The organism is Vicinamibacterales bacterium, from assembly GCA_035699745.1.
GTDB lineage: Bacteria > Acidobacteriota > Vicinamibacteria > Vicinamibacterales > 2-12-FULL-66-21 > JAICSD01.
Genome location: DASSPH010000033.1, coordinates 1 through 12,186 on the forward strand (window position 1 = coordinate 1; position 12,186 = coordinate 12,186).

12 protein-coding genes and 1 pseudogene are annotated in these 12,186 nt (G+C 69.1%); 3 read left to right on the plus strand and 10 right to left on the minus strand.

Going from position 1 to position 12,186, the window contains the following annotated elements; all coding sequences use genetic code 11:
* Window positions 1–297: 297 nt before the first annotated feature.
* From VFK57_06555 to VFK57_06600, 10 genes and pseudogenes are all read right to left on the minus strand, one after another.
* A complete protein-coding gene (locus VFK57_06555) occupies window positions 298–1,992 on the minus strand; it encodes a M20/M25/M40 family metallo-hydrolase (protein HET7695352.1) in 1,695 nt (564 codons plus the stop codon).
* Between the two features lie 51 nt (window positions 1,993–2,043).
* Window positions 2,044–3,873, minus strand: a complete 1,830-nt coding sequence (locus VFK57_06560; GenBank protein ID HET7695353.1) for a nitrite/sulfite reductase — start codon at window positions 3,871–3,873, stop codon at window positions 2,044–2,046.
* Window positions 3,874–3,997: 124 nt separating this feature from the next.
* Window positions 3,998–5,155 carry a molybdopterin-synthase adenylyltransferase MoeB gene (moeB, locus tag VFK57_06565; protein HET7695354.1) on the minus strand — a complete coding sequence of 386 codons (1,158 nt, stop codon included), beginning with the start codon at window positions 5,153–5,155 and terminating at the stop codon, window positions 3,998–4,000.
* A 30-nt stretch (window positions 5,156–5,185) separates the two neighbouring features.
* A pseudogene (locus VFK57_06570) lies at window positions 5,186–5,443 on the minus strand (MoaD/ThiS family protein).
* Complete coding sequence (locus tag VFK57_06575) at window positions 5,440–5,865, minus strand: M67 family metallopeptidase (protein HET7695355.1); 426 nt, start codon at window positions 5,863–5,865, stop codon at window positions 5,440–5,442. The pseudogene VFK57_06570 and the gene VFK57_06575 overlap by 4 nt, the downstream one beginning before the upstream one ends.
* Complete coding sequence (locus VFK57_06580) at window positions 5,862–6,830, minus strand: cysteine synthase family protein (GenBank protein HET7695356.1); 969 nt, start codon at window positions 6,828–6,830, stop codon at window positions 5,862–5,864. The genes VFK57_06575 and VFK57_06580 overlap by 4 nt, the downstream gene beginning before the upstream one ends.
* Window positions 6,827–7,594 (minus strand): uroporphyrinogen-III C-methyltransferase, encoded by a 768-nt coding sequence (cobA, locus tag VFK57_06585; protein HET7695357.1) that lies wholly within the window; start codon window positions 7,592–7,594, stop codon window positions 6,827–6,829. Before cobA ends, VFK57_06580 begins: the two co-directional genes overlap by 4 nt.
* Window positions 7,591–8,145 (minus strand): bifunctional precorrin-2 dehydrogenase/sirohydrochlorin ferrochelatase, encoded by a 555-nt coding sequence (locus tag VFK57_06590; protein HET7695358.1) that lies wholly within the window; start codon window positions 8,143–8,145, stop codon window positions 7,591–7,593. The genes cobA and VFK57_06590 overlap by 4 nt, the downstream gene beginning before the upstream one ends.
* Before the next feature lie 240 nt (window positions 8,146–8,385).
* Complete coding sequence (locus tag VFK57_06595; GenBank protein HET7695359.1) at window positions 8,386–8,589, minus strand: CsbD family protein; 204 nt, start codon at window positions 8,587–8,589, stop codon at window positions 8,386–8,388.
* 54 nt (window positions 8,590–8,643) lie between these two features.
* Window positions 8,644–10,575, minus strand: a complete 1,932-nt coding sequence (locus VFK57_06600; protein ID HET7695360.1) for a winged helix-turn-helix domain-containing protein — start codon at window positions 10,573–10,575, stop codon at window positions 8,644–8,646.
* 113 nt (window positions 10,576–10,688) lie between these two features.
* Here VFK57_06600 and VFK57_06605 point away from each other — a divergent pair, with 113 nt between their 5' ends.
* From VFK57_06605 to VFK57_06615, 3 genes are all read left to right on the plus strand, one after another.
* Window positions 10,689–11,165, plus strand: coding sequence for a hypothetical protein (locus tag VFK57_06605; GenBank protein ID HET7695361.1), 477 nt, complete (start codon window positions 10,689–10,691; stop codon window positions 11,163–11,165).
* A gap of 322 nt (window positions 11,166–11,487) precedes the next feature.
* Entirely contained in the window at window positions 11,488–11,862 is a 375-nt protein-coding gene (gene rpsL / locus VFK57_06610; protein HET7695362.1) for a 30S ribosomal protein S12, read from the plus strand.
* Window positions 11,863–11,896: 34 nt separating this feature from the next.
* Window positions 11,897–12,186: 30S ribosomal protein S7 (locus VFK57_06615; GenBank protein HET7695363.1), on the plus strand; the 290-nt coding region annotated here is incomplete at its 3' end.

Here is a 12,186-nt window from a genome sequence, read left to right on the forward strand (position 1 = left end):
ACGGCCGAGTGGCCCGAGTTCACGCGTCCGGCGAATTCCTGAATCTGCTTGGGCTTCGTGCCCACGCAGTCGATCACGGTCGGCTTCTCGATCAGTTTCGGCATGGTGTCTCTCTAATCGAAGCTGCGAAGGAGGCGAAGGAGCGAAGGAGCTCGAAGGAGCTCGAAGGTGTCTCAGTAGGTGTTCGAAGGGGTCGAAGGTCGAAGGAACCTTCCGCATGAACCTTCGACCTTCGAGTCCTTCGACGTCACCGCGCGCAATTACCTTCGACCCTTCGCATTCCTTCGCCTCCTTCGATTAAAACGCACCCCCGGCGCGCGGGGCCGGCTTCGGCGGCATCTTGTCGGTGGTGAAGCGCGGCAGCATGTCGTCGCGCATCGCGAGCTGATAGAGCGTTCCCGCGACGACCACGGCGGCGTCGCGGACGTCCTGCTCGATGACGCGCTCGTAGGTGTCGAGGTTGGTGTGGTGCGTGTGGCTGCTGTACTCGATGGGATCCTGGTTGAACCCGATGCCGGGGAGGCCGGCGTTGTTGAACGACGTGCTGTCGGTGCCGCCGGTCGCGCGTGAGGTGGTCGCCGACGCGCCGCCGACTTTCAGGTCCTTGAAGGGGGCGAGGATCTCGCGCAGCACCGCCGCCGTCTCGGGCGGGCCGAACACCGAGGCGCCGCGCAGCCGTCCCGTGCCGGTGTCGATGTTCAGGTAGCCATTGAACCTTGCGAACTCGGGCCCGGGCTCCTCGGCGGATCCGAAGTGCGCCTTCACGTAGGCAATCGATCCGAGCAGCCCCTGCTCTTCGCCGCTCCAGAGTGCGATGCGGATCGTGCGGCGCGGCTGCACGCCGAGCGCCTTCAGGATGCGCGCGGCCTCCATCATGATCGCGCAGCCCACGGCGTTGTCGGTCGCCCCGGTGGCGGAGTGCCACGAGTCGAGGTGCCCGCCGGCCATCACGATCTCGTCGCTCTTGTCGCTTCCCGGGATCTCGGCGACGGCGTTGTACGAGGTCTTCCCTTCCGGATACCAGCGATTGAGGATTTCGGCTTCGAGCTGCACCGGCGTGCCGTCGGCGAGGACGCGGGCGATGCGCCCGTAATCCTCGTTGCGCATCACCACGGTGGGCACCGCCTTGGTGATGTCGCGCGTGCTGTTGTCGAACGCGGTGATCTGCCCGTGGGGCCGGCCGGCGTCGTTGATCCGGAACGCCGCCTTGCTGGCGACGAGGAAGGCGTTGACGCGCTGCTGCACCTGCGCCGTGGTGAGCCGATCGCCGGGCTGCTGGCCGCGTCCGGCGCCGCCCCCGCCCGCGCCGCGTCCCCCGCGTCCCTGATTGAGACACCCCGGGTCGTTCGCGGCCGCCTCCTCGTAGCGGCAGCGAACCTGCTCGTCGGTCTGGCGCCCTGGCGGCGGCGCGAGATTCACCGGCACCATCACCGGGCGGCCGACCAGGACGGCCGCGCCGGTCACGCGCGACTTGATCGAGTCGAGATAGGCGGTGAGCTCGGCCTCGGTCGGCCCGAGCCGCGCCGGCCCGCGTCCACCCCGTCCCGTGTTGGGCGCGTCAGGGGCGGCAAGCGGCCCTTCCGGCACGATCAGGTTGAACGCCGGTGCGGTGACACGGCCGTTCGTGCCCGGCGTCCAGGCGAGCGCCTCGACGACCAGCGCGTCTTTGTAGGGTGAGACCGCATGCACCGACAGCCGTTCGTTCGCCCACCCGGGGTACCCGAATTCCCACGGCTCGAGCTTGCCATTCTGCAGGCCCCAGCCCGTCATCGTCTTCACGGCCCATTCGGCCGCCGCCTTATGAGCCGGCGATCCGGTGACGCGCGGCCCGTGAACGTCGGTCAGGAAATGCAGCGTCCGCATCACCTGCGAGTTCTTCTCCGACTCCTGGCGAATCCTGTCGTTGATGCCGGGATCGAGCTGCGCCTGCGCGGCCGGAACGGCCACCAGCGCCGCGACGGTGCAGGCGGCGACGAACGTGCGGTACTTCATCCGGCTGATTATATGCGGCGCCGGCCGCACGCCTCGAGGCGCCGCGGCTCCCTACGCGCTGCATTCGCCGTCCATCACTTCCGGCGCGAACGCCTTGTCTTCGGCGAGGTCGATGAAGTCTTCCGGCCGGGCCTCCGCCTCGGTGAGGCTCTCCAGATCCGCGAGCGCGCCCTTGACGCGCGCGAGATCGGCGCGGCGCAGGAAGTCGAACAGGCGTTCGCCGTCGCGGTGGTCCGCCTGATACAGGGCGACCAGCCGATCGACAGCCTGCGGGGCGCGCCGCGCCGGGATCTTCGCGGCGATGCGCCCGAAGACGGCGCCGCTGGCGTCGACGCCGCCGCCGACCATGACGAAATACTGCGGCACGGCGCGGTCGCCGAGCTTCCTGATGCTGCCCTGGAACCCGATCGCGGCGATGTGGTGCTGGCCGCAGCCGTTGGGGCAGCCGCTGATCTTGATGTCGCCGGGACCCGCGGCCGCCGTCACGTCGTGGTGCGCGCGCAGGTGTTCCCCGAGCAGGTGGCCGAGACCGCGCGACTGCGTCACGGCGATGCGGCAGGTCTCGGCGCCGGGGCAGCTGACGACGTCGGCGAGGGTGCCACGGCCGGAATGCGCGAGACTCGCGGCCGCCAGTGCCTGGTAGAACTCGTGCAGCCGCTCCGTCTTCACCCAGCGGAAGACCAGGTTCTGATCGACGGTGACGCGCACCGTGCCGTCGCTGAACGACGCGGCGAGATCGGCGACGATCCGGAACTGCGGCGACGTCAGATCACCCAGCGGCACGGTGGCCATGGCGATCGCATAGCCGTGTTGTCGCTGCCGCAGCACGTTGCTCTGCAGCCAGCGCTGCTCCGAGTCGTTGGTCATCGGCAGCAGCGACGGCCTGGTCCCGGCGCCGCGCAGCTCGGCCGAGGCGGCCTGGGCGGCGATCGCGAACAGGTCCGGTACCGGCGCCGCGGGCCACGCGGGCGGCGCCTCGATGCCCGCGTGATCCGGGTTGGCGGGGCGCTCGCGCCGGGGCGCGGAGCGCACGGCGTCGAGAGCGCGGCGGTATTCCGCGACGAAGCGCTCCCACCCCAGGCTCTTGATCAGGAACTTCAGGCGGTTGCGCTGCTTGTGCTCGTAGTCGCCGAACCCCGCGAAGACCCGCATGACCGCGTCGGCGACGTCGTAGATCTCCTCGGTCGCGATGAACTCGTGAAGGACCGCGCCGTCGCGGCACATGATCGCGGTCCCGCCGCCGACGGTGACGCGGAAGCCGCGCGCGCCGTCCTCGGAGGACGTGGCGCGGAAGCCGAGATCGTTGATCGCCACCTTGGTGTGGTCTTCGGCACAGCCCTCGAACCCGATCTTGAACTTGCGCGGCAGCTTCGAGCTGAGCGGCGCCCGCAGCAGGTAGCGGGTGAGCGCTTCGGCGTAGGGGGTGACGTCGAAGACCTCGTCGTGCGACAACCCGGCGAACGGACACGCGGTGATGTTGCGCACCGAATTGCCGCACGCCTCGCGCGTCGTCAGTCCGGCTTCCGCCAGCCGGCGCATCGCCGGCTCGACGTCGTGCAGCTTCATGAAATGGAACTGGATGTTCTGCCGCGTCGTGATGTGGGCGAACCCGCGCGAGTAGAGCTCCGCGACGTCGGCGAGGGCCTCCAGCTGCGGCCCGGTGAGCACGCCCTGCGGAATCTTCACGCGCAGCATCTGCGCATCCTCCGCCTGGCGCTGCCCGTACGTGCCGCGCAGAAGGCGGAACGCGCGCCACTGATCGGGCCCGATCTCCCCCTGCTCGAACTGCGCCAGCACCGACGCGAACTCGTCGATGTCCGCGGCCTCCGCGAAACTCAGCCGCGCGCGCCCGTATGTCCTGGGATCGTCAACTACAGCCATGGCTCACTGCCTTTCACTCGCGGCGACATTCACCGTCTTTCACGGGAGAGCCGGAGAACACGGGCATTTTCTGTTCGGTCGTGCTCCCGCTCTCCGGTTCTCCTGTGAGAGACAGCGTGCGCCGTCAGTATTTCGGTTGCGTCGGATCGATCCGGTCGCTCCACGCGAGGATGCCGCCCTTCAGGTTCTGCACCCGCGTGAAGCCGGCGTCGATCAGCTGCTTCACCGCCTTCGCGCTGCGGCCGCCCATCTTGCAGTGCACGACGATGTCGGGGGCGCCGGCGCCGGAGGGCAGCTCGGCGAGGCGCTTCGGCAGTTCGCCGAGCGGGATCAGCGTCGACCCGGCGATTCTCGAGATCTGGTATTCCGCCGGCTCGCGCACGTCGAGCACGAACACGCGATCGCCGCGATCGAGGCGCGCTTTCAGATCCTCGACGGTCGTTTCGGGCACGGCCGGCGCGGCCTGCGCCGCCGGCGTGATCCCGCAGAACTGGTCGTAGTCGATCAGCGCGCGGATGCTCGGATGCTCGCCGCAGATCGGGCAGTCGGGATCGCGGCGGAGCTTCAGCTCGCGGAAGGCCATGTTGAACGCGTCGTACAGCAGCAGGCGGCCCACCAGGGGGCGTCCGACGCCGAGGATCAGCTTGATCGCCTCGGTCGCCTGGATGGTGCCGATCACGCCGGGCAGCACGCCGAGGACGCCGCCTTCGGCGCAGCTCGGCACCAGGCCGGGAGGCGGCGGCTCGGGGTAGAGGCAGCGGTAACAGGGGCCGCCGGGCGCCGCGAACACGGACGCCTGACCCTCGAAGCGGAAGATGCTCCCGTATGCGTTCGGCTTGCCGAGCAGCACGCACGCGTCGTTCACCAGGTAGCGCGTCGGGAAGTTGTCGGTGCCGTCGAGGATGACGTCGTAATCGCCGAACAGGTCGAGCGCGTTCTTCGACGTCAGCGAGGTTTCGTAGGTGTCGATGCGGATCTCCGGGTTGATCGCGCCGAGCCGGTCGCGCGCCGACTGCAGCTTCGGCCGTCCGACGTCCGCCGTGCCGTGCAGGATCTGCCGCTGCAGGTTGCTGAAGTCGACGGCGTCGAAATCGACGATGCCGAGCCGCCCGATGCCGGCGGCGGCGAGGTAGAGCGCGGCCGGGGAGCCGAGGCCGCCGGCGCCGATGCACAGCACGCTCGCCGCCTTGAGCCGGCGCTGCCCCTCGACGCCAACCTCCGGCATAATCAGGTGGCGGCTGTACCGGCGCATCTCGTCTGCCGTCAGCGACGGCGAGTCGATCGCCTCGCTCACCGGCGCCCCTCCCGCCACCGAAGGGACGATGCTCACGACGTCGCCGGATTTGAGCGGCGTCGCTTCCCGCTGCAGGTAGCGGATGTCGTCGTCGTTGACGTAGACGTTGACGAAGCTGCGGAGCCGTCCTTCCGGCGTGAACAGGTGCGGCCGGAGGTCGCCGAACTTCGCGGTGAGGTCGGCGAGCGCCTCTCCGATCGTGGCGCCGGCCGCTTCGACCGCATCCTGCCTGTTGGTGAAGGCGCGCAGCGGAGTCGGAATGAGAATGCGGGTCATGACTGTGTCTCCTCTTCGAAGCCGGAACGGTCGGCGCGGAGCCGCCAGGAACGCAGCGCGCGCGGCGTGCCGCCGCCGACCGCGACGATCACGTAACTGAAGTTCGGCCAGGCATGGTCGAGGTCGTACTGCGACGGCTCGGCCGGATGATCGGGATGCGAGTGATAGAAGCCGACGAGATCGGCGCCGGCGTCTGCGGCGTGGCGCTCCGCGGTGCGATAGTCCGCCGCGCTGACCCGGAAGCGCCGGCGCGGTCCTTCCTCGGTGACGTTGTCGAGCGGGCGTGCTTCGGCGACGTGGGTGCGGCCGGCGTCCGAGGAGCCGATCAACGCGCCGCAGCACTCGTTCGGATAGGCCGAGGCGCCGTGCGCGCGGATCGTGTCGATCGCGTCCGGCGCGAGCGTGATCCGGTTCGCGTTCATCTCGAGGCGCCCCAGAAATCCTCGGACAAGTAGCGCGTGCCGCCGTCCGGGAAGATGGTGACGATCACCGCGCCGGGGGCGGTGGCCGCGACGCGCAGCGCCGCCGCCAGCGCCGCGCCGCTGGACACGCCCACGAGCAGGCCGTGCTCCCTGGCCAGCCGGCGCGTCATCTCCTGCGCCTCTTCGCTCGACACGCGCAGCGCCTCGCCGGCGAGGGTGTCGTCGTAGATGCCCGGCACGATCGACGACTCCATGTGCTTGAGCCCTTCGATCGCGTGCAGCGGACTGTCCGGCTGCACCGAGAACGTCTCGATCGCCGGGTTCAACTCGCGGAGCCGCCGCACCGTGCCGACGAACGTGCCGCTCGTGCCGAGGCCGGCCACGAAATGCGTGATGCGCCCGCCGGTCTGCCGCCAGATCTCCGGCGCCGTCGTCTCGAAGTGGGCGCGCCAGTTGGCGGGATTGTTGTACTGGTCCGGGTAGAACAGCGACCGATCGGCCTCGTGCCGCCGGCGGGCTTCGCGGATCGCGCCGTCGGAGCCGTCCATCGGGTCGGTGAGAATCACCTCCGCGCCGTAGGCTTGCAGCATGCGCAGGCGCTCGGACGTGACGTTGGCCGGCACGCAGAGGCGCACCCGGTAGCCGAGCGCCGCGCCCAGCATCGCGTAGGCGATGCCGGTGTTGCCCGACGTGGCATCGAGCAATGTCCCGCCGGGCCTCAGCGCGCCCGATCGCTCGCCGGCCGCAATCATCCGCGCCGCGGCGCGATCCTTCACGGATCCGCCCGGGTTGTACCACTCGGCCTTCGCGTAGAGTTCTGCTCCCGGGGCGATGACGGGGTCGAAGCCGGTGAGGCGGATCAGGGGAGTATTGCCGATCAGAGCGAGGATCGAGGGGCGAGGGTCGAGGGGCGAGGGGCGAGGGTCGAGCGTCGAGGGGCGAGGGTCGAGGGCGGCGCGCTTCATCGGGCTCCTCCCACGGCGAGTGCCGATGGCGCGCGAAGCTGCAGGCTCACCGCCACCACGTCGCCGACGACGATCATCCCCGGACGGCCGGCCTCGGCCGGGCCATCGCCGGCGGCGAGCGACGCGATCGACCCGAACCACTCTTCCGCCTCAGCGCGCGACGCGGACAGCAGGACCGCGGCCGGCGTCGATGCGCGCCACCCCCGAGCGATGAGGGCCTGCGCGATCTCGCGCTGCCGGCCGAGCGCCATCAGGAACACGAGAGTCATGGCGGCAGGCGCGATGGCATCGAGCACCGGCTCGTAGCTCGCCGGTGCGTGTCCCGCGATCACGGTGAACGCCCGCGCCGTGCCGCGGTGCGTCACGGGAATGCCCGCGAGCGCCGGCGCGGCGAGCGCCGAACTGATTCCCGGGATCACTTCGTACGGCACGTTCGCGGCTCGCAGCGCGAGCGCCTCTTCGCCGCCGCGGCCGAACACGAACGGGTCGCCTCCCTTCAGCCGCACCACGCGCTGCCCGCGCCGCGCGGCGCGGATCATCAGCGCGTGAATCGTCTCCTGCGCGATCGACGGCCGCCCCGCGCGTTTGCCGACGAAGAACCGGCGCGCCCGGCGCGCGCGCCGCACGATATCCGGATCGACCAGCGCGTCGAACAGCACCAGGTCGGCGCGGCGCAGGCGGGCGAGCGCCGCCCGGGTGAGCAGGCCGGGATCCCCCGGCCCGGCGCCGACGAGGGAAACGAATCCTCGGACGGACGAGGTCATGGATAGAGTCCCTTCAGGGCTTCAATCAATTGCGGGCGGCGTTCGGACATGGGCAGCCCGGTTCGCTTCCATTCGATCCGCAGATCCCGCGCGCAGGCGCTCCAGCGATCGAGGTCGATCGGGAGCAGCGCGTCGATCGCTTCGCGCAGCACCCCGGCCAGAGCGGGCGCGGCGCCGCTGGTGGAGATGGCAATGGTGACGTCCGCCCGCCGGACCACACCGCCGAGATACGCGGACGCGTTCGCCGGATCGTCGACGGCGTTCACGAACAGGCCGCGGCGCTCCGCGTCGCGCGCGACCTCGGCGTTCACCTGCGGCGTGGCGGCGGCGACGACGAACCAGATGCCGTCGAGATCCGGCGCGGCATACGGGCGCGCCTCGACGCGAACGTCCGGGCGTGCCGCGATCGACGCGTGGACCGCGGGCGCGACGACGGTGATGTCCGCGCCGGCGCGCGACAGCGCATCCAGCTTCGACGCGGCGACCGGTCCGCCGCCCACGACGAGGACGCGGCGGCCGGCCAGCTTGAGGAATGTCGGCAATAGATCCATGGCAAAAACACAAAGGCCCGGAAGTCGGTGACTTCCGGGCCTTTGAAAATCGCGGCGTCTGTAAGGGTTACGTTCTAGTCGGTTCCCTCATGCGGCGCACGCACGTCTGCCCGGAAGTCGGTTGCCCGACAACAACAGACGCAGACGCTGACGGCCGGCACGAAACGCATTCGCTTCACTCTGGACCGGACGGCGGTGCTTTGTCAAATGGCAAGCCGCCGCCGCCCGTCCTGTCTCGCGTCAGTCCTTGATCTTGTGCGCCACGTCGTGGATCGCGTCCCCGACCTTACGGCGCGCCTTGCCGAAGCCTTCCTGCACGTTGCCGGCGGCCTGATCGGCGATGCCTTCATCGCGCAGATCCGGATCGTTGGTCGCCTCGCCGACCGATTCCTTGATGTTTCCCTTGAGGCGGTCGACCTTCCCGTTGAGCTCGTCCTTGTTCATGGAACCTCCTGAGCTCATTCCCTTCAAACATCGGTGCGTCAACCGTATCCAACCTCAGCGGAACCCGCATCGCTTCACGAGCGCGGTGAAGCGCGGATCGGCGCGGTACGGATCCCATTTCGGATCGGCCGTCAGAAAGATGAGGTGCACGTCCCGCACCGCGTAGGCGCGTTCGAGCCACGCGAACACGGCGTCACGCTCCCCGAGCCCGGCGTGAATCAGCGCCACCGCATACGGCGGGACGTAGCGGGTCGCCGCCGCGGAGGTCAGCGCGGCGAGCATCTCGCGCGCTTCCGCGGTCCGTCCGAGCCGGGCGAGCAGATGCCCCCTGTTGGACAACGGCTTGCTGTTCCCGCCCGACAGGCGCGCGGCTGCGGCGAATCGCTCGAACGCGAGTTCGGGCTGGCCGAGTTCCGCGTACGCCTGCCCCGCCTCCATGTGCCCGATCCAGAATCCGTCGTCCAGGGTCATCGCCTGCCGCGCATGTTCGACGGCGGCGGAGTAGTGGCGCGCCTGGAAGGCGACCTGCGCCCGGATCGCGTGCACCATCGGATTCAGCGGATCCACGTCGCGGGTGCGCTTCAGTTGCGTCTCCGCTTCCTCGTGCCTGCCCATCTGTGACAGGACATGGCCGAGGCTGACCTGGTTCAGCGCCAGGCCGGGGTCCAGGGCCGCCGCGCGGCGGAAGCCGTCCACGGCTGCCGGCCAGTTCCAGTCGTACATCCAATTCATGTACGCGGCCGCGAACTGCGCCTCTGCCAGATCGCGGTCGGCCGCCATGGCCCGCTGCGCCGCCTGCCGCGCCAGCGGCGCCATGAGGAGCGGATCGGCGTCTCCATTGATCGGACTTGCCGCGTACGCCTCCGCCAGGCCCGCCCACGCCAGCGCATACGTGGGATCGAGCGCGGTGGCCCGCTGCAGGTATTCGAGCGCCTTCGCGGTCGTTGCCGGCGTGCGCTGGTTGATGAAGCCGCGGCCGCGCAGATAGAGGTCGTACGCTTCGGCGTTGCCCGTCTGCCGCCGCGCCAGCGCGTCGAGGCGTTCGGGAGACAGGCGGAGCCGCACCTGCTGGGCGATCGCGGCGCTCAGCTCGCGCTGCAGCGACAGCGCGCTCGCGGCGGAGCGATCGTAGGACTCCGACCAGATCTGGACTTGATCCCGCACGCGGATCAGCTTCGCGGTCACCCGCAACTGGTCCGCTTCGGCGCGCACCGAGCCCTCGACCAGATAGTCGACGCCCAGTTCCTTGCCGATTACCGCCAGCGACTTCGTCCCGCCCTTGTAGGTCATCACCGAGGTGCGGCCGATGACCATCACGTGGGCCGGATCGATCCGTCCCAGCGACGCGATGATCTCCTCGACCAGTCCGTCGGCGAGATAGTCGCGCGCCGGATCGCCGCTGATGTTCACGAACGGCAGTACAGCCAGCGTCTCGGCGGGCGCCGCCGGCGCCGCCCGCTGCCGCCAGAAGGTGATGAGCGCCGCGGCGGCCACGAGGAGGCCGACGGCGGCGAGGCCGAGGACGAGCGGCAGGGTGGAGCGGCGCGGAGCCGGGGCAGCGGCCACCGCCGCAGGAGGGGAGGGGTCGGGACGGACCGGCGCGCCCGGCTGGACCGGCTCCCTCACGAGTTCCACGGGTGCCGCGAACCGGTAGCCCTTGCCGGGGACCGTCTGCACGAACCGCGGCGCCTCGGCGGGATCGCGCAGGGCGATGCGGATCTTGCGGATGGCGGTGTTGATGCCCGTTTCGACGTCGACGAAGACATCCGCGCCCCAGAGTCGATCGATGATGTCCTCGCGGGAGACGAGCTGGCCGCGGCGTTCGAGCAGCAGCATCAGCACCTCCATCGGCTTGCGCTCGAGACGCACGGGGGCGCCTCCCCGGCGCAATTCGTACGCGGCGAAGTCGAGTTCGAAGCTGTCGAAGCGTATGCGTGCTCTGGCGTCGGTGTCGGTCATCGTTCCCGCAGGGCTGTAGAATCTCATAAGACTCGGGCGGTGTATCACTTAGGGCTTCACAAAACCTCCAGACTTCCTTCAGCCCTCCTTTATGGGCGGCGGGGGTCGCGGCGCACGAGGATGCGCCCGGAGGTTCGAATATGACCAGACAGACAGTGGCGCGGTGGTTCGGGGCGGCCGGTGTGTTGTTCGCGTGCGGCGTGGCTGGACTCTCGGCAGTCCCGGACGCGCGTCCGCAGGCTGCGCCCCCGGCGGGTGCTCCCTGCAGCGACCGTACGATTCGCGGCGACTACGGGTTTTCGATCGACGGGACGATCCTCGCCGGTACGCCGAACGCGTTTCTGCTCCGCGGCGTGGCGATGACGCATTTCGACGGCGAGGGGGGCCTCACGCAGGTGGACTTCACCACTCGGAACGGCGCGCCGTTCTCGCCGGACTGGCGCTCGGCGACCGGGACCTACGCGATCAATCCTGACTGCACGGGAACGGCCACGATCGTGCCGTCCGACGGTACGCCGTCCGTTCAGCTCAGGCTCGTCGTCACCGACCACGGCCGCCAGATTCGGACGGTGGTGGTCGGCAACGCATCGGGCAGCGTGGGGATCCGCGCCAACTGAGCCGTAATTCCGGGGCTCGGCCGCTCGGCCGGGCCCCATCCCGCTTGCGTCCCGCCTCCCGGTTTGTTATATTTGCAAGGTTCTGGTCGGCGCTAGGACACCCTATCTAGAGCCGAATCCCAAAACAGGGTCCGTTTCATCGCGGATCCTACGCACGCGTCCGAACGGGCGCGCAACATAAACCGAATAGGGTAAGTCAGTTCCAGGTGCCGGGCCGTATTTGCGGCTCCCTAGGCCTGGAACAATCAACCTTTGAAACGGGGCCACCCCTGTCTGGGGGCATGCACCTTTTTCGATGGGTCTTTTTTTCGACGGAGTACCTGTGCCGACGATCAGCCAGCTTGTGCGCAAGGGACGCGACAAGGTCTTGACCAAGACCAAGAGCCCCGCGCTGCAGAACAGCCCGCAGAAGCGCGGCGTCTGCGTCCGCGTGTTCACGCAGACCCCGAAGAAGCCGAACTCGGCGCTCCGGAAGGTCGCGCGCGTGCGCCTCACGAACGGGATCGAGGTCACCACCTATATCCCGGGCGTCGGCCACAACCTGCAGGAGCACTCGCTGGTGCTGATCCGCGGCGGCCGCGTCAAGGACCTCCCCGGCGTGCGCTACCACGTCGTCCGCGGCACGCTCGACGCGGTGGGCGTGCAGGGAAGAAAACAGGGTCGTTCGAAATACGGCGCCAAGCGCCCGAAGTCTTAACTGCGGATGCAAACCGCAAACTGGTAACTGATTTATGCCTCGTAGACGCGAAGTCCCGAAACGTGAAGTCCCGCTCGACCCGATCTACAGCAGCTCGCTGGTGACCAAGTTCATCAGCACGCTGATGAGCGACGGCAAGCGCAACACCGCCGAAAAGATCATGTACGCCAGCCTCCGTTCGATCCAGGAGAAGACCGGCGACGATCCGCTCAAGGTGTTCAAGAAGGCGGTCGAGAACGTCAAGCCGGCGCTCGAAGTGAAGTCGCGCCGCGTCGGCGGCTCGAACTACCAGGTGCCGGTCGAAGTCAATCCGAACCGCCGCCT

Coding starts and splice junctions, on each gene's coding strand:
- VFK57_06555 (HET7695352.1), bottom strand. CDS start 1,992: ATGAAGTACCGCACGTTCGTCGCCGCCTGCACCGTCGCGGCGCTGGTG.
- VFK57_06560 (HET7695353.1), bottom strand. CDS start 3,873: ATGGCTGTAGTTGACGATCCCAGGACATACGGGCGCGCGCGGCTGAGT.
- VFK57_06575 (HET7695355.1), bottom strand. CDS start 5,865: ATGAACGCGAACCGGATCACGCTCGCGCCGGACGCGATCGACACGATC.
- VFK57_06580 (HET7695356.1), bottom strand. CDS start 6,830: ATGAAGCGCGCCGCCCTCGACCCTCGCCCCTCGACGCTCGACCCTCGC.
- cobA (HET7695357.1), bottom strand. CDS start 7,594: ATGACCTCGTCCGTCCGAGGATTCGTTTCCCTCGTCGGCGCCGGGCCG.
- VFK57_06590 (HET7695358.1), bottom strand. CDS start 8,145: ATGGATCTATTGCCGACATTCCTCAAGCTGGCCGGCCGCCGCGTCCTC.
- VFK57_06595 (HET7695359.1), bottom strand. CDS start 8,589: ATGAACAAGGACGAGCTCAACGGGAAGGTCGACCGCCTCAAGGGAAAC.
- VFK57_06600 (HET7695360.1), bottom strand. CDS start 10,575: ATGAGATTCTACAGCCCTGCGGGAACGATGACCGACACCGACGCCAGA.
- VFK57_06605 (HET7695361.1), top strand. CDS start 10,689: ATGACCAGACAGACAGTGGCGCGGTGGTTCGGGGCGGCCGGTGTGTTG.